Annotated in this window: 18 protein-coding genes, 1 tRNA gene and 1 riboswitch; of the genes, 14 read left to right on the forward strand and 5 right to left on the reverse strand. The window is 65.9% G+C overall.

The features are described 5' to 3' along the window. Positions 1-17 precede the first annotated feature (17 nt). Positions 18-1,400 carry an MFS transporter gene (locus tag DB30_RS09875; protein WP_052548129.1) on the forward strand — a complete coding sequence of 461 codons (1,383 nt, stop codon included), beginning with the start codon at positions 18-20 and terminating at the stop codon, positions 1,398-1,400. Here DB30_RS09875 and thpR read toward each other — a convergent pair. Continuing rightward, positions 1,377-1,940, reverse strand: coding sequence for an RNA 2',3'-cyclic phosphodiesterase (gene thpR / locus DB30_RS09880; protein ID WP_052548130.1), 564 nt, complete (start codon positions 1,938-1,940; stop codon positions 1,377-1,379). The genes DB30_RS09875 and thpR overlap by 24 nt on opposite strands. Positions 1,941-2,139: 199 nt before the next feature. On the opposite strand from thpR, the gene DB30_RS09885 reads away from it, so the two are divergent. The 3 genes from DB30_RS09885 to DB30_RS09895 all read left to right on the forward strand — a co-directional run bounded on the left by DB30_RS09885 (position 2,140) and on the right by DB30_RS09895 (position 4,503). After that, positions 2,140-2,799, forward strand: a complete 660-nt coding sequence (locus DB30_RS09885) for a hypothetical protein (protein WP_052548131.1) — start codon at positions 2,140-2,142, stop codon at positions 2,797-2,799. A gap of 113 nt (positions 2,800-2,912) precedes the next feature. Continuing rightward, the gene (locus DB30_RS09890) at positions 2,913-3,413 is read left to right on the forward strand and encodes a hypothetical protein (protein ID WP_052548132.1); all 501 of its coding nucleotides are present in this window, start codon (positions 2,913-2,915) and stop codon (positions 3,411-3,413) included. A gap of 150 nt (positions 3,414-3,563) precedes the next feature. Then, positions 3,564-3,753, forward strand: a riboswitch (cobalamin riboswitch). A 213-nt stretch (positions 3,754-3,966) separates the two neighbouring features. After that, complete coding sequence (locus DB30_RS09895; protein ID WP_052548133.1) at positions 3,967-4,503, forward strand: hypothetical protein; 537 nt, start codon at positions 3,967-3,969, stop codon at positions 4,501-4,503. Here DB30_RS09895 and DB30_RS09900 read toward each other — a convergent pair. Further along, entirely contained in the window at positions 4,500-5,207 is a 708-nt protein-coding gene (locus DB30_RS09900) for a hypothetical protein (RefSeq protein ID WP_240480198.1), read from the reverse strand. The two genes, DB30_RS09895 and DB30_RS09900, sit on opposite strands and share 4 nt — an antisense overlap. Before the next feature lie 20 nt (positions 5,208-5,227). Here DB30_RS09900 and DB30_RS09905 point away from each other — a divergent pair, with 20 nt between their 5' ends. The 4 genes from DB30_RS09905 (at position 5,228) to DB30_RS09920 (ending at position 10,887) form a co-directional block, all read left to right on the forward strand. Then, positions 5,228-6,121 (forward strand): phosphotransferase enzyme family protein, encoded by an 894-nt coding sequence (locus DB30_RS09905; RefSeq protein WP_146658416.1) that lies wholly within the window; start codon positions 5,228-5,230, stop codon positions 6,119-6,121. 53 nt (positions 6,122-6,174) lie between these two features. Further along, positions 6,175-7,548 carry a vWA domain-containing protein gene (locus DB30_RS09910; RefSeq protein WP_165703685.1) on the forward strand — a complete coding sequence of 458 codons (1,374 nt, stop codon included), beginning with the start codon at positions 6,175-6,177 and terminating at the stop codon, positions 7,546-7,548. 322 nt (positions 7,549-7,870) lie between these two features. Then, the gene (locus tag DB30_RS09915) at positions 7,871-9,469 is read left to right on the forward strand and encodes a DUF1592 domain-containing protein (protein ID WP_052548136.1); all 1,599 of its coding nucleotides are present in this window, start codon (positions 7,871-7,873) and stop codon (positions 9,467-9,469) included. A 14-nt stretch (positions 9,470-9,483) separates the two neighbouring features. Then, a complete protein-coding gene (locus DB30_RS09920; RefSeq protein ID WP_052548137.1) occupies positions 9,484-10,887 on the forward strand; it encodes a DUF1552 domain-containing protein in 1,404 nt (467 codons plus the stop codon). 8 nt (positions 10,888-10,895) lie between these two features. Here the strand turns inward: DB30_RS09920 and DB30_RS09925 are convergent, their stop codons facing one another. Both DB30_RS09925 and DB30_RS09930 read right to left on the reverse strand, forming a co-directional pair. Further along, entirely contained in the window at positions 10,896-11,867 is a 972-nt protein-coding gene (locus tag DB30_RS09925; protein WP_052548138.1) for a DUF72 domain-containing protein, read from the reverse strand. Between the two features lie 61 nt (positions 11,868-11,928). Then, entirely contained in the window at positions 11,929-12,417 is a 489-nt protein-coding gene (locus tag DB30_RS09930) for a YybH family protein (protein WP_052548139.1), read from the reverse strand. On the opposite strand from DB30_RS09930, the gene DB30_RS09935 reads away from it, so the two are divergent. From DB30_RS09935 to DB30_RS09945, 3 genes are all read left to right on the forward strand, one after another. Continuing rightward, on the forward strand, positions 12,416-12,823 hold the full coding sequence (locus DB30_RS09935) for a hypothetical protein (RefSeq protein WP_052548140.1): 408 nt from the start codon (positions 12,416-12,418) through the stop codon (positions 12,821-12,823). The two genes, DB30_RS09930 and DB30_RS09935, sit on opposite strands and share 2 nt — an antisense overlap. Before the next feature lie 49 nt (positions 12,824-12,872). After that, positions 12,873-12,945: transfer RNA gene (locus DB30_RS09940), tRNA-Gly, on the forward strand. Positions 12,946-13,758: 813 nt separating this feature from the next. Beyond that, positions 13,759-13,947, forward strand: a complete 189-nt coding sequence (locus tag DB30_RS09945) for a hypothetical protein (RefSeq protein ID WP_052548142.1) — start codon at positions 13,759-13,761, stop codon at positions 13,945-13,947. A gap of 50 nt (positions 13,948-13,997) precedes the next feature. On the opposite strand, the gene DB30_RS09950 is transcribed toward DB30_RS09945, so the two are convergent. Next, positions 13,998-14,288 carry a hypothetical protein gene (locus tag DB30_RS09950; RefSeq protein ID WP_052548143.1) on the reverse strand — a complete coding sequence of 97 codons (291 nt, stop codon included), beginning with the start codon at positions 14,286-14,288 and terminating at the stop codon, positions 13,998-14,000. A gap of 667 nt (positions 14,289-14,955) precedes the next feature. Here DB30_RS09950 and DB30_RS09955 point away from each other — a divergent pair. From DB30_RS09955 to DB30_RS09965, 3 genes are read left to right on the forward strand one after another with little or no spacing between them, the layout of a single operon-like run. Next, positions 14,956-17,286 carry a type VI secretion system Vgr family protein gene (locus tag DB30_RS09955; RefSeq protein ID WP_146658419.1) on the forward strand — a complete coding sequence of 777 codons (2,331 nt, stop codon included), beginning with the start codon at positions 14,956-14,958 and terminating at the stop codon, positions 17,284-17,286. An 11-nt stretch (positions 17,287-17,297) separates the two neighbouring features. Continuing rightward, a complete protein-coding gene (locus DB30_RS09960) occupies positions 17,298-19,988 on the forward strand; it encodes a DUF2169 family type VI secretion system accessory protein (protein WP_052548145.1) in 2,691 nt (896 codons plus the stop codon). Beyond that, positions 19,985-21,061, forward strand: a complete 1,077-nt coding sequence (locus DB30_RS09965; RefSeq protein WP_052548146.1) for a pentapeptide repeat-containing protein — start codon at positions 19,985-19,987, stop codon at positions 21,059-21,061. The genes DB30_RS09960 and DB30_RS09965 overlap by 4 nt, the downstream gene beginning before the upstream one ends. Positions 21,062-21,071: the final 10 nt, after the last annotated feature.

Below are 21,071 nucleotides of genomic sequence, written 5' to 3' on the forward strand. Positions count from 1 at the left end.
CATGTACATAGCCAGGGTTGGCGAGCAAGGACAGGATATCGGTCGCGGCGATCGTGGTCTCGCAGGTGGCGCCGCCGTTCATGTTCTCCGGGGTCGCCGTCGCGTTGCCGAGCATGGGCGTCGAGCTAGACGCTGGCGCGACCACGCTGGGGTTGGTGGCCACGGTGTTCCTGGCCGGCAGCCTCGCGTTCTTGCTGCCGCTCGGGCGGCTCGCCGACGCGACCGACAAGCGCACGATCTACAAGGTCGCGCTGTTGCTGTTTGCGATCGTCACCGCGGCGATCGGGTGGATGTCGTGGATCCCCGGGATCTTGGCCTTGCGCTTCATCCAAGGTGTGATCGCGGCCGCGATCGGGGCGACCGGCCCGGCCTTGGTCGCCGACATCGTCCCGCCCGAGCGGCGGGGCAGGGCCTACGGGGCGCTGCTCGGCGCGGTCTATGCCGGGCTGACCTTGGGGCCGGTCTGCGCGGGTCTGTTGATCCGCGTGGCGAGCTGGCGCGCCGTGTTCTTCATCGGCGCGGGGCTGTTGCTGCTCGCGTTCTCGTTGGTCGCGCTGACCTTGCCCTCGCGCTGGCGTAGGTCAACGCGGTCCGCCCAGCTGCCAAGCGCGGCGCTGATCGTGGTCGCGGTCTCGTGTCTGGTCGCAGGCAGCGCGACGCTGCGACTTGGCTCGCTTGGGATCGCCCTGTTGTCCGCCGGGGTCGTGCTGTCGATCGTGTTCGTGCTGATCCAGCGCCGGCTCGAAGATCCGCTGCTCGATGTCCGCGCGCTGGCCCGCCACCGGATCATGCGCGACGCGCTGCTCGTCCAGCTGTTGGTGTACATGAGCGCCTATTGCTTGGTGTTCATGCTGAGCATCTATCTGCAGGTCTCGCTTGGTCACTCGGCGGAGAAGTCGGGGTTGCTGCTCGCGCTGGCCTCGCTGCTGATGGCCGCGTCTGCGCCCGTCGCTGGCGCGCTCTCGGATCGTGTGTCGCCGCGGGTGATCGCCAGCCTGGGGGTCGGGTCCGTGCTCGCGTGCACGCTGATGGCCACCCAGCTCGGGCCACAGACCAGCTTGGCCTACGTCGCTGTCCTGGTCGTGCTGCAGGGGCTTGGCTACGGCCTGTTCGCGTCGCCGAACATGACGATCATCATGAACAGCGCCACGGCCCAGACGGTTGGGATGGCGTCCGCGCTGTCGGCCAAGTCGCGCGCGCTTGGCATGATCTTGGGCATGTTGGTGACCGTCGTGCTGATCTCGTGGAAGCTTGGCGACGCGCCCGTCGAGCAGCACCCAGCCGAGTTCATCGAGGTTGTCGTCGTGGGCTTCGAGGTGCTCGCGCTCGTGGGTGCGGTCGCGCTGTTGATCTCCGTGTCGACTGGGCGCGCGCGCTCAGGTGAAGCCCAGCCCGGCTGAGCTCAGCGCGAACACGGCCTCGGTCCGATACTTGGGCCCCTGCCGCGATCGAATGCTCGAGTACAGGCGCACATGCTCGACGCGAAAGCTCGCCGAGGTATAGAGCGCGTGATTGCGGACCCACTGGTGGGTCTCATGACTGCTGGCTTCGTGGCCCATGCGCGCGACCGTCACGTGGGGCGCCCACTTTCGGTGTTCACGTTCGATCCCGCATGCGTCGATGATCCGCGCGCAGCGTTGGTGCAGCAGCTCGAGCGGCTCGAGCCCCCGGGTCACCCCGATCCACGCAACGCGGGGCTGGCCGCGCGGCGGGAACACGCCCGCGCCGCCAAGCTGCAGCTCGAACGGGGGCGCCTCGAGCTCACCGAGCGCCGCGATCAGCCCCCGGGCCTCGCCGCCGCCGAGCTCGCCAAGGAAGTGCAGCGTCAGGTGCAGCTGCTCGGGATCTTGCCAGCGAGCGCCCCGGATCCCGCCAACCATGAGGCTCAGGTCAAAGTCGACTTCATCTGGGAGATCGAGACCGAGGAACAGACGAGACATGGTGCGCCGGTGGTTTAGCCTACCAGTTTGGCTGGCTCAGAACGGGTTTGGGTGAGCGCAAGAATGGCGAATCCAACCCACAATTAGCTTCTGTCCCAGGCTTGGCACGGGACTTTGCGCCAGTTGTCGAGGGACGTGAAATTGATGGGGCGGCCCGTTCGGGTTGCGGCTATGTTCCGCGGCCTCAGGGATTTCCCCCATGAACACCAAGACCATCAAGACCATCTCGACATTCGCTCTGACCTCCGTGTTCGCCCTTGGCACCATCGCCTGTGACAAGAAGGACGACGCCAAGAAAGACGACGCGAAGAAGACCGACGCAACGAAGGACGACGCGAAGAAGACCGAGGACGTCAAGGCCGAAGAGCCCGCGCCCGAGGAGGCCCAACCCGAGGAGGCCCAACCCGAAGAGGCCGCGGCCGCGCCAACCGGTCCGCAGCCCAGCAACGACAAGGAATTCCTTGGCCTCGATCTGCAGCCGATCGACGACACCTGGCAGCCCGAGTGGGACGCCGACGCCAAGGTTGCCAAGTGGAGCAACGACGACTTCTTCTTCGGCATCGTGATCCGCGTTGTCGACGACAAGCTCACCAACATGGACGAGCTCGAGGCCGCCGCGCCCATGATGATGCAGGTTGGCACCGCGATCTCCTCGGTGACCAAGGACGTGCAGACGACCGAGCAGGGTTGGTGGACCGTCGTCAAGTACGACGATGACAAGGGCGAGGTCTACCTCAACATCGCCGACGTCAACGGCGTGACCGTGGTCTGCTCGGCCAACCTTGGCTCGAGCATGGGCGACGCGATCCCCGAGGAGCTCGCGCATCGGGCCTGCTCCTCGTACAAGGTCAAAGAGTAGTCGGGGCCGCTCGTTCGCTGGCGGGTGTTCGCTCGCCAGCGCCGGCCGCTGCCGCACGGTTTGTGCGGTGGCGGCCGTTTTCTTTTCGTGGCGTTCCGCGATATAGCCCACTCATGTGGATCCGCGTCGCGGTGCTGAGCGTCTGTGTTCTGGTTGCCGGGGCATGCAGCGGCGCGGGCTCATCAGCCAATCCGCCCGATGGTGATGGTGAGGGTGAGGGTGCCGGTGATGGTGGCGGGGCCGGGACCGGACCGCGCTCGGTTGATGACGCCGGCGCGATCGCTGCGCACGAGCAAGTCGGCACCGAGCTGCCCACCGAGCTTATCGCCGAGCTGCGCCAGCAGGGCGATGACGCCAACGGCCGGCTGCTCACCCTCGCGCCCGGCTTCGTGGCAACGGCCGCCTGCAGCGATTGCGGCGCGCCGAGCTACCTGCGCTTCATCGCGGTGCGCTGCGAAGACCCCCACCACTGCGAGGTCTTGACCGAGCAGTGTGAAGGCAAGGTCAGCCGCGAGGCCAGCGTCTATGTCGTCGAGTTTCGCGCGGTCGAGGGCGCCGACGAGGAGGGGGCCGAGCTGTGCGCCGGCTACTCCGGCAGCTTCGAACCCACGTGACCGTTGAGCCGCTGCACAATTGCCGGCCGCCAGCGGCGGACAAGCCCGACCCGAGTCGAGACCCGCTTGGCTGGCTCGGCGAACCTACCCGCAAGCGGGCGCCCAAGCTGAAAACCTGCTCAAACCCTTTGACGCGCGGCGCCGGGCTGGGTAAGGAGGGGGCGCTCCGGTTCGCCCGCGTTGCGGGCGTCGCAAGAGGGAATCCGGTGAGAAACCGGGACTGCCCCCGCAGCGGTGAGTGGCGACGAACGCCGCAAGATGCACTGGCTCTCGAGCTGGGAAGCAGCGGCTACTAGGAAGACCCACGAGTCCGAAGACCTGCCGGAAGCCGCCATCTCGTTCGAGGTGGCGCCTTGCAACGCATCCTCGAGGGGAGGATGAGCGCAATGAACCGGCACCGAGCGATCAACACGACAATCGAGCGACGAGGCAGGCGGCGCTTACGCCCTTGGCCCGTCGGCTTGGTCGTGCGCGCGGGCCTTTACCCCTGCCAACGTGCACCCGGTCCCCTCTTTAGCCGGGTCGCGCGTTGGCGAGAGACGAACAAATTCAAATGACCATCCATACCCCCACCACCGGTTCGTTCATCAAGCTCGCCGCATTGAGCGCGTGTCTGCTCGTTTCCCTCGTTGGTTGTGAGTCGGACACCGCCGATGACGGCGCCGGGACCGAGACCGGCGAGACCGGCGAGACCGGCGACACTGGCGAGACCGGCGACACTGGCGAGACCGGCGACACTGGCGAGACCGGCGACGAGATGTCGCTCGCGCTGATCGGCAGCTACTCCGACGAGTATGGCGACACGCACACGATCACCGCCGAACAATGGGAAAACGCGGCGGGCAGCTTCGCTATCTCGGACTGGGACAATGATGAGCAGTGGGTGATCGCCCAAAACGCGGACACCAACATGTACTTTCCAGACCTGTGGAGTCGCTTCGACTGGACCTGGGACGGCGATCAACTTTACTACTGCCAGTCGGTGTTCGACGGCGCCACCGCCGAGGATGCGCTGGCCGGCAGCGCCACCGCCGATGATCTCATGATGGGCTGCGGCGGCTTCGCCTGGACCAAGATGGACGCAATCTAAAAGCCCGGCGGCACCTCGCCGTGCAGGCAGGTGATCGTGTTTGGCTCGCCCCGCGTCGACCACTTGGCGCTGCGGGGATCTTCGGGCGTGCCCTCGATCAGGCCCTCTTCGGCGGACCACGTGGGCCGCTGGCCCGGGCCGAGCGAGTGCAGGCCGCTCTGGTAGGGGCCGATCACATAAGTGTGCCCGGCCGCGCGGCACCCGAAAAAGTCGGTCCACGCCTGGGCGAACGCGTGACCGCTGTGGGCGCCAAAGGTCTCGCAGGTGCGAAACCACCACAGCGGTCGCTCGACCCCACGCATGCGCTCGCGGATCGCCGCGAGCGCGTCGTGGTGGGCGTGACTTGGGTCGAGCGACTCGATGTCGAGCCTGGTGCGATCGATCTTGGCGCAGCCCCACTTGCCGTGGCCCCAAAACTGAATCTCGCCGATCCGCTCGGACCCGCGGTGCTCTGCCAGCCAGGTCAGCGCGCTGCCCCAGTCCGAGAAGCCGCGTCGATCGTCGAGCCTTCCGAGCCCGCGGTACAGCAACCCGCCGATCTGCCACGAGTGCGTGAGCCCCGGCCACGGCGCGCCTTCCAGCAGCTGCCCCGCGCGGCGCATGATGCGGTCACCGACCCAACGGTCCCGCCCGCTGGCCCCAGGCTTGGGAAAATCGCCGGTGCAGGTGTCATCGTAGATCATCAAGCGCAGCGGCCGACTCATTGGCGCAGCATAGCCCCAAGATGACCCGATCCGATCCGCCAGCCGACGTGCTCGAGTTCGTCGCAGATAGGGTGGGGCGCCCGCGACCCGTGAGCTTGGTGCAGCTCGATCCTCGCGGGCGGGTGTTTGGCGTGGATGTCGAGGACCGGTCCGGCGCCGTCCGGCCGATCGTGATCAAGCGCTTCGACGCGCCCAGGTTGTTCGAGCAAGAGCGAGGCGTGCTCGCCGACTGGTTCGCGCGGGGCGGGGAGCTCCTCGGTGGCGCGCGGGTCCCCGAGCTGCTAGCCGCCAACGCTTCACTGCAAACGCTCGTCATGACCCGGGTGGCCGGGGCGCCCGTGGGCGACGAAGGCTCCGAGAACGGCGAGCTGGCCGAGCTGCACCGCGCCGCCGGTCGGTGCCTCGCGGCGCTGCATCAGCTGCCGGTCGCGGACCGGGATCCCATGCCGCTCGTGCAGGCGCTGGCCCGGCGACACCGCGCGTGGTCGCGCGCGTGCGAACAGGCGCTCGCCCCACCCGAGCAGCGCGTGGTTCGGACCTTGGCCCCCAGCCCCGCGCTGTTCGACGGCGCCGTTCGGGTCCCGTGCCATCGCGACTTCACCCCCAACAACTGGCTGTGGGATGGTCGGACCCTGGCGCTCGTCGATTTCGAGCATGCACGCCTCGACCTGGCCCTGGTGGATCTCGCCAAGCTGGTCGCGGCCAGCTGGCACAGCGATCGAAGCCTCGAACTCGCGTTCTTCGAGGGCTATGGCCGCCAGCTGACGACCCGGGAGCGAACCCAGCTGCGCAGCGCGCTCATGTTGCATGGCGTCGCCAGCCTGGCCTGGGGCCTGCGCCACCAAGACTCGGGCTTTGTCGCGCTTGGCCGCCGGGCGCTGGCGCTGGCCGAGACCTGGTCGCCAGCAGATTGATCGCCAACACTCAGCGCTACAGTTTCGCCACGCAACTCCCTATGATGGTGGGGGTGTTCTCCCGTCGCGCTTCGCGGCGGCGCACCGGGAGCTTGAACATGATCCGTATCCAGCGCTTGTCCGTAGTTTTGGCCCTGCTTCCAATTGCTTGTGGCGACAGCGGCAGCGGCGACGCGGACACCAACGGCGTGTCCAGTGGCGAGACCGCGACCGGTGATGGTGATGGCGACACCGCCGAGGGCAACTCGGCGACCATGACCGGAGATGGCGATGGTGATGGTGATGGTGACGGAGACGGCGACGGAGATCCCGGCGACGGCGACGGAGATACAGGTGACGGAGATGGCGACGGCGACACGGGCGACGGCGACGGCGACGGCGATACAGGTGACGGGGACGGCGACGGCGACGGCGATGGCGATGGCGACACCAGCGGTGACGGCGATGGCGACACCAACGACGCGTGTGACGAATTCCAGGTCACCGTCGATCCTGTCGCGCCCAACGTCATGCTGGTGCTCGACAAGTCGCGCAGCATGTTCACGAACTACTGGGATCACGACAACAACAACAACACGCCGCAGATCACCCGGTGGAACAGCCTCTACCAGGTGGTCGCCAACATCACGGGCGCCTTCGATACCAAGATCAATTTCGGCGCGAACCTGTTCCCCTCGACCCAGGCCCAAAACGTCTACGGCCCAGCGGCCTGCATTACGTCGGACTTTCCCGAGGTCACGGTCTCAACCGCCAACGGCCCCACGATCCTCGCGGCGATCCCAGCCGCGAACGTGGTCAACTCGTACGGGGGCACGCCCGCGACGCTTGGCATCGACACCGCTTACGCGCACTTGAGCAGCCTCGATCCCGCGATCCCGCGGGTGATGATCCTCGTCACCGACGGCGCGGCGAACTGCAACGAGAACGCCCAGAGCAACTTCCAGCTGTTCGAGGTCTACGACAGCAACCTGCCCGCGCTCGTGGGCCAAGCCTTCACGGATGACGACATCCCCACCTACGTCGTTGGCATCGACATCGCCAACATGGTCATCGACGACGGAGTTGGCGGCGATCCCAACGGCATCAACCCCACGACCGTGCTCAACCAGGTCGCGCAGCAGGGGGGGACCAACGCCTTCTTCAACTCCCAGGATCAGGCCCAGCTGCAAGCTGCGCTCACCGGCGTGATCGACAGCGTCAAGACCTGCACGATCCCCCTCGCGGAGCCGCCGTTCTTCCCCGACTTCACCAAGGTGTTCGTCGACGACATGGAGTGGGACATGGTCGACAACTGCGACGTCGAGGATGGCTGGGTCTACACCAACCCCAACGGCCCCTACGAAGCGATCGAGCTGTGCGGGGCTGCGTGTGACGCGGTCAAGATCATTGGTGAGGCCGATGTGGAGTACCACTGCAACCCTGGCTGAGCCGGGTTGGTTGCGGAACGGTAGTTTTTGTGAGGGCTCATCCATGAGTTTCTTGCATGGGCCCATCCTTTTTGGTCTTTTGGCCTAAAACTCCTGGGTCCAGCTTACGTAAAGTAACGAGAAAAACCGCTTTTCCTGTTGGAAGCGAAGGGCTGCCCCCGTATAGACTCCACGGGCCGATCCACGCCGGGTCGACACACCCAGGGGGTCCTGCTTGAATTTCCGAACACCTTTCCTTTCGAGCGCCGTCCGCTGCCTGAGCGCGCTGGCACTCGCCGTTGTCGCACCGGGTTGCAAAGGCGGCGGTGGCGACGACGACGGCATGGCTGACGGTGACAGCACGGCTGGCACCGAGGGAACCGGCGATGAATCTGCTGAGAGCGGTGGCGACGACTTCACGCCTCCACCTGGTGGCATGCGCCGGTTGCTGGACTACCAGTACATCAACACGGTCGGCTACATGTTTGGGCCGGAGGCCGCCGCGGTGGCGATTCCGCCCGCTGACCAGTCGCTGTTTGGCTACACCTCGATCGGCAACTCGCTGATCTCCCCTGGACTCGACCTGGTCGAGACCTATGAATCGTCGGCGCTGCGCATCGCCGACGCGGCGATCGCCAACCCGAACACGCTCGCCGGCATCGTCCCCTGCGTGAAGGACTCGCCGGACGAAGCTTGCTACACGACCGTCGCGCAGACCCTGGGTCACCTGGCGTGGCGACGCCCGCTGACCGACGACGAGGTCCAGGCGGTCGTCGAGATCGCCCTCGAGGCCCAAGCCTGGGGTGCCGGGGACTTCAACGCCGGCCTCAAGTACGAGCTGGTTCGGATCCTGCTCTCGCCCGACTTCATCTACGTGGTCGAGACCGGCGAGCAAGATCCGAACGAGCCCGAAGAGTACTGGCTGACCGGCCCCGAGGTCGTGACTCGGCTGTCGCTGCTGCTGATCGGTCGCGGTCCCTCGCTGACGCTGCTGAAGTCGGCCGAGGCTGGCAACTACGACAGCGTCGAGTCGGTCGAGACCCTGGCGCGCGCGATGCTCAACGACGCCCGCGCGCCCGAGGCCGTGTCCGAGTTCTTCGCCGAGTACCTGGCGCTCGAAGAGATCCCCGCCAAGAACCCGGCCTCGTTCCCGCTCTACAGCGAGGCGCTCGTCGACTCGATGGTCGAAGAGACCGAGCTGCTGCTGCGCGACGTGATCTGGACCCAGGACACCGACTTCCGCGACTTCATCGAGTCCGACTACACCTTCGTCGACGCCCGCTTGGCCGAGCTCTACGGCCTGCCCGCGCCAGCCAACGACTGGGATCAGGTCATGTTGCCGGCCGATCAAGCCCGCGCTGGCTTCCTGTCCCACGCCAGCGTGCTGGCTCGCAACTCGCACTACGACGGCAACTCGACCACGCGCCGCGGGCTGTACATTCAGCAGCGCTTCTTGTGCTACGCGATCCCGCCGCCGCCGCCCGACGTCAACCCGAACCTGCCCGAGCCGCCTGACGACACGCCGATGACCCTGCGTGAGCTGATGGAGACCGTGCACCTCGAGGTCGACTCGTGCGCCGTCTGTCACGCGCACATGGATCCGCTTGGCTTCACGCTGGAGAACTACGACGCGCTGGGAGCCTGGCGCACGCAGGAGCCCAACGGGCTGCCGATCGACCCGGTCACCGAGTACGGCGACTTTGGCCAGATCGGCAGCGCCACCGATCTGGCAGCCAACGTTGCAATGGATCCGCGCCTGGGTCAGTGCATCGTCAACAACATGATCCGCTTTGGTCGCGGCAGCCTCGAAAACCCGACCAAAGAGAGCGCCGAGCTGCAAGAGCTCTACGCTTCGTTCGAGACCGCCAACTACCGCTTCCAAGAGCTGCTGATCGCGTTCGTGACCAGCGAGTTGTTCTTGCAGGTCGGGGAGCCCAAGTAGGAAGGACCCACGCCATGCGCAAGCACCTCAAACGTCGCACATTCCTTCGTGGTGCCCTTGGAGGCGGGATCGCCAGCATCGCGCTGCCGGCCCTCGACGCCATGATGAACCTCGAGCAGACCGCGTTCGCCGACGGCAGCTCGCAGCCGCGCCGCTATGTCTCGTGGTTTCGGGGCAACGGCTTCATGCTCGATCGCTTCGAGCCGATCGGGGTTGGGCCGGACTGGCAGCTCAACGATCACATGCAGCCCTTGGCCGGGGTCAAGGACTACCTCAACGTCGTCACTGGCACGACCAACCGCGCCAAGGATCAGATCACCCACCACGAGGGCATGACGGTCTTCAGCGGCTACAGCTTTGCTGACAAGGGCCAGGGGCAGGGCTTCTTCTCGAACGCGGGCGGGCCCACGCTCGACGCCGTGATCTCGCAGCTGCTGGCTGGGCAGACCCCGATCGCCGGTGTCCACCTGGGCGCGTCCAAGGCCCAGAGCCCCGCGGACGAGGGCACCACGATGCACCACCTCTCGCATCGTGATCACCTGCAGCCCAACCCAGCAACGACCAACCCCAGCGCCGCCTGGGAGGCCTTGTTTGGCAGCTTCGCGCAGCCAAAGGACGATCGTGAGCTGCGCCTGCACATCCTCGACTCGGTCAAGGGCGAGGTCTCGACCTTGCAGTCCAAGCTGGGCGCCGAAGACAACGTGCGGCTCGAGGCGCACCTCGACAGCATCGCCGCGCTCGAGGCCAAGCTCAGCGCCGCCGTGCCGGTCTGCGATCTGCCAGCCGACCCGATGTTCACCAACAGCGAGTCGATCAACACCGAGCAGCTGACGCTGGTCAATGAGCTCATGAGCGACTTGATCTGCTACGCGTTCAACTGCGATCTGACCCGCGTGGCCACCATGCTGTTTCTCGAGGGCGCGGCCGAGCCGACCTTGAGCGAGATCATGGGCAGCAGCGACTCGTGGCACCAGTACAGTCACAACGTCCAGAGCTGGGCGCCCGGGGCCGCGTTCGACAACGGGCAGATCTACATGATGGAGCGGTTTGGGTACTTGCTGACCAAGATGCGCGACACCGTTGAGTTTGACGGCACCAACTTGCTGGACAACTCGATGGTGCTCATGAGCAGCGACGCCTCGGACGGCTCCGTTCACTCGATCCGCAGGCATCCGATGCTGGTTGCTGGGCACGGCGGGGGGCACCTCAAGTATCCGGGGGTCCACTATCAGCCGGAAGCGCTATCGGGGAACTACAGCTACGGCAGTCACCCGGGCCCAACCAGCGGGAACACCTCCGACGTGCTGCTGGCGATCTTGCAGGGCTTTGATCCCGAAGCCAGCTGGGTTGGCGAGCAGCTCAACGACCAGGGCGACGGCGCCGGCTCGGGCACCCCGCTGGCTGAGATCTTGGCTTGATCACCTGATCATGACAGGAGCTGCATCAGCTGCTCCGCCAAGCGCTGAACCGACAAGGGCGAGGATCCCTCGGCCTTGTTGTTCACGATCATGAACGCCGGCTTGCTGCTGCGGGCGATCATGTTTGCGTAGGCCAGTCGCACCTGCGGGTGTTCGTCGACCAGCTGATCGAAGGGCGCGTAGGCTTCGCGCGCCGACTCGTAGTTGTGGTGGCGCGCGAGCATCCAGCGCATCACCAGGGCCGGGCGATCGGTCCCGCCGCTGACCTCCCACTGCTTGTGGACGTCCGGCATGCCCGGCAGCTCGGCCACGCAGTGGGTCGCGCCCGCGCGCTCGAGCGCGCTGACGTAGCGGGGCGTGAGCAGGTCGGGGTTGCGGATCTCGACCGCGTACTGCGGCCCCTTTGGCAGCGCCTCGAGGAACTCGCCCAGCCGATGCGCGAAGCTCTTGGGCCCGCCGGGCACGCTCTGGGCCGGGAACTGAAACAGCAGCACCCCTGCGTGGCGGCCGAGCCCCTGCATGTACGGGTTGACCACGACTTCGGTCGCGTAGGTGGGCTCGAGGAACAGCTCGTTGCGCTGGCCCGCGCGGCCGCGATGCCACGAGCGGTTCGAGAACCTGACCGTCGTGCACTCCGCGTGGGCTTTGACGAGCAGGCGGAAGTCGTCGGGCAGGCCCTGGCTCAGGGCGGCCAGTTGGTCCGCGCGCATCGGCGCGTAGTAGGTGCGGTCGAGCCCAACCGTGCGAAACAGGGGGTGGTTGGCGTAGGTGGTCAGGCCTTGCTTGGCGATCACGCGCTGGCTGGCGGCGCGATCCCAGACGAGATCGGTCCAGCCCGCGAAGCTCCACGACGACGTGCCCATGCGCAGGTGCTGCGGCAGCTGACGGCCGAGCTCGTGGATCTGCGACGGGAGCTCGGCGAGGCCCAGGCCGGCAGGGCGCGATCGGTGGGTGCCGAACATATCGAGCTGGTCGGGCACCTGCCGAGAGTACCGCGATCACGTCGCGCTGGATCGGCGCTCGTGGCGGTGGGCTTGGCGGCTAGCCGTCCGAGGACGTGTGGTCGTGAACGATCAGCCAGGGCCCGGCGCGTCGCTCGAGGATCACCGAGAACACGCCCGAGCCAGCTTCTGGGGTGTCACTGAGCGCCCACCGCCCCAGCACGATCGCCGCGTCCGCGCACTGCCCGAGCGGCCGCACGTCGAGGATCTCGAACGCCAGCGTGCCCATGGTCTCGCGGGCCTCGCCGTAGCGCGCGCGGTACTTGTCGCGGGTCTCGTCGAAGCCCTGGCGGATCTTTGCGCCCGACGTGAACAGCAGGGCGCTGGAGCGCTCGTAGCCGGCCAGGAAGCCGTCGAGGTCCCCCCGGTTCCAGGCGGCGCGCTGGGTCTCGAGCACGGCGACCACCGCGGCCTCGTCGTATGCGCCGTCGCAGCTGGGCGGCGCTGCCGGGGAGGGTGTGGTTGCGCAGCCGGTCGCCAGGACCAGGCTGGCAGCGGTCAGGCTTGCGTGTATGATGCGGCCGCTCATGAGCAAGAAAGTGCCAGAGAACACGCGGCTGCGCGCGCGCGAGATGTTCTTCGTGTTTCTTGGCGTCGCCACTGGGGCCGCGCTTGCCGTGCTCTGGTTTCGGCTGGTCCCGGAGCTGATGCAGCACAAGGGGCTGGGGGTGGAGTCGCTGAGCGGGCTGGGGCGCGTGGTGATGCACCCGGTGTTCGAGGTGCCGGTGTTGCTGGGGGGGATCGTGCTGCTGGCGGCGGGGGTTGCTACGCGGGTGTCCAGCGGGAAGGACAAGGCTACCTGGATCATGGCCGCGGGGTCGGTGGTGATGTTCGGGATGCTGCTGCTGAGCGTGAATGCTGTGTATGATCCGGTGTTCCTGGTCGGCGAAGGGGACGCGGGGCCTGCGGAGGTTGAGGTTGGGGTTGAGGAGTGAGAATTGGCTTGCGGGTCGGGGGGGGCGGTGGTAGTTGAGTCGGCCGTAAGCGGGAGTAACTCAGTTGGTAGAGTGTCAGCTTCCCAAGCTGAATGTCGCGGGTTCGAATCCCGTCTCCCGCTCTCTTGAACCCCGCGCAGCGGGTTTTTTGTTTTTCACGGTCAAGGTTTGGCCCGGGTGGGGCCCGGGTTCAAATGGCTGGGTGGCCCCGTCCCAGTGCTGGAAGACCGGGGCGGCTGCTCGCCTACTCGACTTCGAGCAGGTCAACCAGGCACACGTTGAAACTCGGCCAGGCTGCTCGCCTCGGCGTCGGCGAGCGGGTCAGGTGGTCGAGTTCAAACCGCCGGAGCAGATCGCCGACGAAGGGGCCTTCACCGTCTCGGCCGATAGGTTCACCCGGCCGGACCCGCCCCGCGGTGGGGGGGTCGGCGAGGTAGCGAAGACCTTCCCCGATGAACGCGAGCAGGTCCCGAAGGGTAGGGCACTGGTGCTGGCGCACAGCGACGGTGAGAGCGCCCGCCTCCAGCGACGTGTTGGGGCTTGGGTGTGCCAGTGAGGATACGGGTTCGTCATCTCCAGATGGGGCAGATGAGGAGGGGACTCCGAATACTATGACCTTTTCACGACTACGCTTCGTTCATGCTCGGAACTCACCCTCGCTATATGAAGGGATGGATAGGCCAAGGGTCGGCCATCATGTCGAAGTTCCAGAACCCTTGCTGGTCCAGGCATTCGCTGTGGAGCGGCTCACTCCCGAGCGCGTAGGGGGGGGTGTTCGAGCATTTCTCGACGAGCTAAATGGCTTTGGGCCCCACGAACTGCTCGCGCTCGGAGTAGTCGATGGTTTTGAATGGGAGTCGCTTGGGTACGACGTCGGGGAGACTACGGACCGTGCCTGGTCGGCGATCGCACACCGAAGTGAACTGCTTCCCACCATGGAGGTCGAACACTGGAATGCGATTCTCAACCAACACGGGCTATTTGACAATCACGACGATGCCGCGCACTTTCTGACCCGCTATCTCGAGTGCGATGATCCGGATCGCGGCTGGGTTGAAGATGGTTGGACGGACGATCCGGAGTACTATGCCGTCGTCAAGATCTCTCGCTTGCGAGTCTCCTAATTACAGGGCGGGTTGTCCTGAGCCTGCTTTGTCGTCTTCGCTGACCAGGCTCAGGAGCAGAAATAGTTGGACCGAGTCGATTTTTCTCCCACGTTCGCCCCCTGTGCCGATTTGCGCAGTCGCATCAGCTCGAACTCGAGGTGTGCGGACGCTAGCGGACGCTTGTTCCACCATCCAGCACCGTCAGGGCGTGCGAGTGCGCCGATCCTGGTGGCCAGGCTGCGGGGCCGGGGCTTGGCACCCGGTTCTGGTTCGTCCCACAGCTCCCGGACCTTGACCGCGAGCTGCTCGATTGAGCGATATCCGGCGTTCTTGCACAGTTGCTTTGGATCGAGCGTCATGGGGTCCCGGCGGGCTAGCGACCAGTCTCGCACCATCCCGTCCGGGGCGCACCGCTGATGCACTGGCGCACCGGTGCATCACCGATGCACCCGCGTTTGCCCACGTGTTCGTGTGACTTCAGCCTGCACCAAGGACCTGGAGAGCACGATGACGAACAAGAGCACGACATGCATGGGCAAGATCTCGGGGCGGCCCTTGACCGAATACACGACGATGTCAGAAGCGAACGAAGCCGCAGCCTACGTCGACCGAACCCACGGGAACGAGATGGTGGCCTACCGCTGCCAGCGATGTCACATGTGGCACCTTGGCACCGCTGAGCGCCATACCCCGAGTCAACCGTGCGGCGTGTGCGTCGGAGGCAATGGTCAGCCAAAGCAAAGCTACCGGAGCGAGGCAGAGGCCGAGCGCCGCGCCAAGATCCTGGGACGTGAGCGTCGGGTGTATCTGCGCAGCTATTCATGTCCCCACGGAGATGGCTGGCACCTCACCAAAGGCTGAGCACACTTCCGTGTCCATGCTGGTGGGACCTATCCCGCAAGCTCGGAACGGGGGGTCACTCACCCATCGCCGCGCCTCGTTGGGCGAACAATACGCAGCACGAAAGAATTCGCGGTCAGGCTGCGAACGCTTGCGGCGCGGCGACGACTGCATCACCAGGCGATCATGGATGAGACATCAGTAATTGTGGGGTTGAGCCTGGCGAGTTCAATCGATGAAGGTTGGCGCGTGCTCGGCCTGCACCTGAGCGAGCGGCTGGGCGAGCCCTTCGAGCTGCGTCTACGCCTGGCGAGCCACCTCTACGCCGAGCCGAGCGAGCTGCTTGGGACGCCGATCTCGATCACGGTCTCTCGCGCCGAGCTCCAACGTCAGATCACGGGCGTTGCCGCGCGGGTTGAAGACGGCGCCATCCAAGGCGATGAGCTTCACACCACGATCACGATTACTCCCGCCCTGACCGCGCTCGCACAGCGCCACACCAGCCGGATCTTCTCTGAAATGAGCGTGGCCGAGATCCTCACCAAGGTTCTCGAGCCGGGCCTCGGCGCCTATGGTCAGGATCTCGACATCGCGGTCAGCGATGCACGGGTGCGTGAGCACACCGTTCAGTTTCGGGAAACCGACTTCGACTTCGCGCACCGGCTGATCGAAGAGGAGGGCTTCATCTATCGGTTCGAGAACGTCGATGGTGTCGAGACGATGCTGATCCGTGACGACGGCACCTGTGACTACGAGCCGTTGCGTTCTGTTGGCAACCAGGATGGCCTGGTCGCGCTCCGGCTCGTGGCTGGTGATGCCGGCCTCACCGAGGAGCTGCGCAGCTTCGAGCGGACCTCCTCGCTGCGGCCCACGGTCGCCCGGACCCTGGTCTACGGCTGGCTCGATCCGGAGCCCCTGCTCGAGCTCGAGGACGGCTCCGCGCGCGAACTCGCCACGGCCAATGGCGCGGCGCTCGAGCCCGAGCGCGAGGACTATCGTCACGAGACGCCTACCGACCGCCACGGCTATCGCAGCGCTCCACCTGAGACCAGCGCGCTCGAGGCCAACCTCGCCCTGCGGCGCGCGGTCCACCAGCGCGACGCCGTCGTCTGTGTGGCCACGGGGACCACGAGCCAGGTTCGCCCGGGTAACCTGTTCGAGCTGTTTGATCACCCCCAGCCGGAGTTGGCGGGGGAGTACCTCGTGGTCGCGGTCGAGCACCGCTACGGCGGCTTCTCGGCCGGGGCCGAGGCCGACGGCTATCACAATCGCATCGAGTGTGTGCCCGCCAGCGTCGAGTGGCGACCGGCGCGGACCCGGCCGCAGCCGCAGATCGCTGGTGTCCACACGGCGACGGTCGTGGGCGCGCCTGGCGAGGAGATTCACACGGACGAGCACGGCCGGGTCAAGGTCCAGTTTCATTGGGATCGACGCCGTCGCTACAGCGAGGAGAGCTCGTGCTTCGTGCGTGTGGTTCAGCCGTGGGCTGGTAATAATTGGGGCTCGCTGTTCTTGCCGCGCGTGGGCATGGAGGTCACGGTCGTGTTCGTGGACGGCGATCCGGATCGGCCGATCGTGACTGGGTGCCTCTACAACGGGGCCAACCGGCCGCCTTACTCGCTGCCGGGTGATCGGACCAAGAGCACGATCAAATCGTCGAGCTCGCCGGGCGGGGGTGGGTTTAATGAGTTGCGCTTCGAGGACGCGGCCGGGTGCGAGGAGATCTACCTACACGCGCAGTGTAACCTCAACGAGGTGGTGCTCGCCAATCACTCTACGAGCGTGGGCAACGATCACACCCGACACATTCACGGCAGCCAGTGCCTGACCGTCGACGGGAGCCGGAGCGTGTTTGTGGGTGGGGATCACGACGAGACGATCAAGGGGGACGAGGAACGCTGCGTGGAGGGGAACATCACCGAGAACGTGCTCGGCGGGGTCACACGGCACATCGTCGGGAAACTCGATGAGACGGTTGATGGGGGGGAGTGTCGGGTGGTCAATGGGGATCGGAGTGAGACGATCAATGGCGGGTGGAGTTACAATGTCAATGGGGCGGCAGTGGAATTCGTGTCGGGAGACATGGTAGAGGAAATTTCTGGGAACACCTCCACCACGGTGAAAGGTAACGTTACATTGATGGCAAACGGTGACGTTAAGGAAATTGTCGGCGGGAACTGCTCTCTCGATGTTGCAGGTAGCTTTACAGTTGCAGCTCCGTCTGGGATTAGGGTCATAGATGCGGCACAAACACAATGGTATCTTGCAGCCTTCGATAGTGTCGAAGGGAGCTATAATACGCTTCGGGGGCGATCTGTGAATGTCGCAGGCCTGAAAACTGACGTCACGGGCGTGAATCTGGCCGCCTTCGGCGCAAAGATACACATGAGTGGCCTGAAGATCGATGTGGCCGGGTGCGTTTATGGAACCAAGACGCAAAGCATCCAAACGCTTGTCAACGATGTCAATTTTGTTATGTGTAAATTGATTGCGTCGGGATTGTTCACAATTTTCTGATTTGAGATCACTTGAAAATCATCAAACCCAACAAACTCAGCGCCCTCACGCGCTGCTTCGAGCACCAACGCGAGTTCCACCTCGGCGTCTCCGTGCTCGCCTACTTCTCCTTCGCCCCCGACGCCCTCCTGTCCGAGGTCGGCATGTGGACCTTCGTCACCAAGCGCATGGCCGACCAGGCCATCCTCGACGTCGGGATCCCCAAAGCCGAGGCCGAGTACCTGATCCACGGCCACGCCCATAGCCAAAGCGGCGCCCCGATCACGGCCTTGCCTGTCCGTGCCCAAGTTGGCGCCCTCGACAAGACCCTCCACGTCGTCGGTGATCGCTACTGGCGCGGCGGTCGCAGCATCAGCGAGCCCGAGCCCTTCACCGAGCTACCGCTGCATTGGTCCCGGGCCTACGGCGGCCCAAGTTTCCCCGCCAATCCCCTCGGTCGCGGCCACGGCGAGTCCGAGCATCACGGCCAACGGATCCAGCTCCTGCCCAACATCGAGGATCCACGCCGCCCCGTGTCCTCGCCCCACGACATCGTCGACCCCGTCGGCTTCGGTCCCCTCGATCTGAGCTGGCCCCAGCGCCAGGCGCTCGTCGGCACCTACGATCAGCATTGGCTCGAGAACCTGTTCCCGGGCCTCGCCCGCGATCTCGATTGGAGCTTCTTCAACATCGCCCCGCACGATCAGCGCTTCGCCGGTCCGTGGACCGGCGGCGAGCGGTTCTGCTTCGAACACATGCACCCCGAGCATGCACGGGTCGAGGGCCAGCTCTCGCACCTGCACGCCCGCGCCTTCGTGACCCGCGAGCTGTCCGAGGCCGAGCCGGGAGCAGACGAGCCCGAGACCCGATTCGATGAGGTCCCCCTCGCCCTGCAAACGCTGTGGTTTTTCCCCGACGCCGAGCGCCTCGTGATGATCTACCAGGGCTCGACGCGGGTCCGTGAGGACGACGCGGCCGACATTCGCCACCTGTTGCTCGCCGCCGAATTCCCCGACGAAGCTCGGACGATCGATCACTACGCGTCCGTGCTCGCGGCCCGCCTCGATCCCGACGGCGGCGCGCTGGCCTCGATGCGCGAGCGCGACCTCTTGCCCGATCGCCTCAGCGACGAGATCGAGGAGTTCGCTGAACATCGCGCGCTGCTCGAGATCGACAACCTGATGCAGCACAACCTCCACCGGCGCGCCGTCGCCTTCCACGAGACCCGAGTCGCGGAGCTGCTCGCTCTCGGCCTCGACCCCGCGCTCTACATGCCGCCGCCGCCCGAGCCGCCTGGTCCGCCGCCGACCCTCGACGAGATCCCCGAGCTGGTGGCGGAACTCGAGCGCAAGGCCGAGGAGGCCAAGGCCGAGGCCGAGGCCAAGTCCGCCCAACAAAAGCAGGACCTGCTCGCGACGCTCGACGAGAACGGCATCGTCGGCGAAGAGCGCGAGCAGCTGCTCGCCAAGCTCGAGGGCAGTCACCACGGTCCACCAACCTTCAGCGCCGAAGCCCAGCGGGCGATGCTGGCGGGGGCGATCGTCGAGTGTCGGCAGGCCGGAGGATCAGTCGAACGGCTCGAGCAGATGCTCCACGATCCCGAGCTCAACCAGAGCTGGGATGAGGCCGAGGTCCAACTGCGCGATGGCTACCGCCGCTCGGCCCACTTCCAGGAGCCGGGACCGCCGATGTCCGCCGAGCGCAGCGCCGAGGCTCGTACGGCCCTCCACGAAGCTCTGGCCGCTGGTGTTGATCTCTCGACTCTCGACTTCACAGGCGCCGACTTCTCGGACATGGATCTGCACGGTGCCAAGCTGACGGGTGCGCTGTTCGAGAGCGTGTGCCTCGACCGCGCCGACCTGCGCGGTGCGACCCTTGACCGGGCGATCCTCGCCCACGCGTCTCTGCGCGAGGCCAAGCTCGACGGCGCGTCCCTGCGCGAGACCAACCTTGGCAAGGCCATGCTCATCGACGCGTCGGCGGTCGAGGCGGATCTCGAGCAGGCGATCCTCATGGGCACCGATCTGACCCGTGCCTGCTTGCGCGGCGCCAGACTCCGCGGCGCGATGATCTACGAGACCGTATTCGTCGACGCGGACGCCCGCCAACTGCAGGGTGAGGAGCTCGCGCTGATTAACTGTCAGCTTCAGGGCCTCGATCTGTCCGGCGCCTCGCTGCCGCGATCTTGCTTCATCGAGCTCGACCTCAGTCGGGTCAATCTTTCCGGGGCCGAGATCGAGCGCGGCTGCTTCGTGACCTGCGACGCCCGAGGCGTCCGCTTCGACGGAGCGCGCTTCCAGCAGGTCAGCTTTGCCAAGGGCTGCTTGCTCGACGGCGCGAGCTTTGTCGACGCGGACCTGCGCGGCTGCAACTTCCGCGAGAGTTCGATGTGCGCCTGCGATCTCCGCGGGGCCAGGCTGGAGGGCACCGACTTGAGCGGCTGTGTGCTCGACGAGGCTCGCCTCGACGGCGCGCAGGCCGATGGTGCCCGTTTCTCCAAAGCTTGGCTGCGTGACGCTAGCGCGACTGGGGCCTCGCTTGTGGGGGCCGCGTTCACCAACGCTCGCATGCACCGGGCGGACCTACGCCACAGCAACCTGCACGGAGCCGACCTTGCCCGCGTCCGCTCGGACCAGAGCCTGCAGCTCGACGGCGCCCTGTTGACGCGCGTCCGCATTCACCCGACCCACATCGAACCGCCCGAGCAGGAGGTGTCGTCGTGATCGGAGCCCAGCCGACCGTTCGCACCGCTGCGGAGCTTGCCGCGCTCGTGCATGGCGGCGAGCAGCTGCGCAAGCTCGACCTGCGCGGCATGGAGCTCGCTGGTGTGGAGATCGGTGGCGGCGTGTTCGAACAGGTCGACCTGCGCGGGGCGGATCTGCGCGGCGCCTCGCTGCGCGAGTCCGTGTTCTTGCGCTGCCGCTTCGACCAAGCTCGGCTCGATGGTGCGAACCTCCACCAGGCCACTTTCGACGGCTGTGAGTTCGGCCAAGCCTCGCTCATCAACGCTCGAATGACTGGCACTGCGCTGCATCAATGTGGCCTGCGCGAGGCCGACCTGCGCGGCGCCGATCTCCGGCTTGGCGCGCTGTGCTCTTGCGACCTGAGCGGCGTGCGGCTGAACGGTGCGACCCTCGATCGAACCGTGATCCTCGAGTCCAAGGTCGATGCGATCGACCTGCGCGACACGGAGCTGATCGCCGTGACCTTCTATCAGGCGGACCTACATGACGCCAAGCTCGACGGCGCGCGCTTCGAGCGAGCGGTGCTCGTGGAGACCAAGCTATCCGGGCGTTCGCTGGCCGGTATTCGCTTCCGACATACCCAATTCACGGGCGCTGATCTCTCGGGCACGGACCTGCGCGGCGCGATCCTCGACCAGTGCAACTTCAAGGGCGCCAATCTACGCGAGGCTTGCCTGGTCGACGTGGCGGCTGTGCGGAGCCTGTTTGTCGAGGCCGATCTCTCACGTGCGTCGCTGATCCGCGCGAAGCTGGGCCAGTCGATCTTCGTTGACGCGAAGCTCGATGGCGCCGACTTCACCGGGGCCAACCTCGAGCAATGCATCTTTCATCGGGCCTCATGTAACGAGACCCACTTCGTCGACGCGACGCTGGTCTACGCCGACTTCGCCCGCGCCGATCTACGTCGCGCAGACCTGACGGGGGCAGCCATGTTTCGGGCCAACCTCCACGGAGTCCTCGACGACGAGGCCCAGATCCCCAACCGCGGTCTCGCGCTCGGCCACGATCCCGAGCAGAGCGCGTCCGATAACTGGCGAGTGCGAGACCAATGATGCCCATGCC

Origin of the sequence: Enhygromyxa salina (genome assembly GCF_000737335.2) — a bacterium.
GTDB classification, from domain to species: Bacteria; Myxococcota_A; Polyangia; order Nannocystales; family Nannocystaceae; genus Plesiocystis; species Plesiocystis salina_C.

Bases quoted from the DNA above. Each gene is read 5' to 3' on its own strand.
- DB30_RS09930 (WP_052548139.1), bottom strand. From the start codon at position 12,417: ATGAGCGGCCGCATCATACACGCAAGCCTGACCGCTGCCAGCCTGGTC.
- DB30_RS09895 (WP_052548133.1), top strand. From the start codon at position 3,967: ATGACCATCCATACCCCCACCACCGGTTCGTTCATCAAGCTCGCCGCA.
- DB30_RS09935 (WP_052548140.1), top strand. From the start codon at position 12,416: ATGAGCAAGAAAGTGCCAGAGAACACGCGGCTGCGCGCGCGCGAGATG.
- DB30_RS09900 (WP_240480198.1), bottom strand. From the start codon at position 5,207: ATGAGTCGGCCGCTGCGCTTGATGATCTACGATGACACCTGCACCGGC.
- DB30_RS09920 (WP_052548137.1), top strand. From the start codon at position 9,484: ATGCGCAAGCACCTCAAACGTCGCACATTCCTTCGTGGTGCCCTTGGA.
- DB30_RS09945 (WP_052548142.1), top strand. From the start codon at position 13,759: ATGGAGGTCGAACACTGGAATGCGATTCTCAACCAACACGGGCTATTT.
- DB30_RS09915 (WP_052548136.1), top strand. From the start codon at position 7,871: ATGGCTGACGGTGACAGCACGGCTGGCACCGAGGGAACCGGCGATGAA.
- thpR (WP_052548130.1), bottom strand. From the start codon at position 1,940: ATGTCTCGTCTGTTCCTCGGTCTCGATCTCCCAGATGAAGTCGACTTT.
- DB30_RS09885 (WP_052548131.1), top strand. From the start codon at position 2,140: ATGAACACCAAGACCATCAAGACCATCTCGACATTCGCTCTGACCTCC.
- DB30_RS09905 (WP_146658416.1), top strand. From the start codon at position 5,228: ATGACCCGATCCGATCCGCCAGCCGACGTGCTCGAGTTCGTCGCAGAT.
- DB30_RS09950 (WP_052548143.1), bottom strand. From the start codon at position 14,288: ATGACGCTCGATCCAAAGCAACTGTGCAAGAACGCCGGATATCGCTCA.
- DB30_RS09890 (WP_052548132.1), top strand. From the start codon at position 2,913: ATGTGGATCCGCGTCGCGGTGCTGAGCGTCTGTGTTCTGGTTGCCGGG.
- DB30_RS09955 (WP_146658419.1), top strand. From the start codon at position 14,956: ATGGATGAGACATCAGTAATTGTGGGGTTGAGCCTGGCGAGTTCAATC.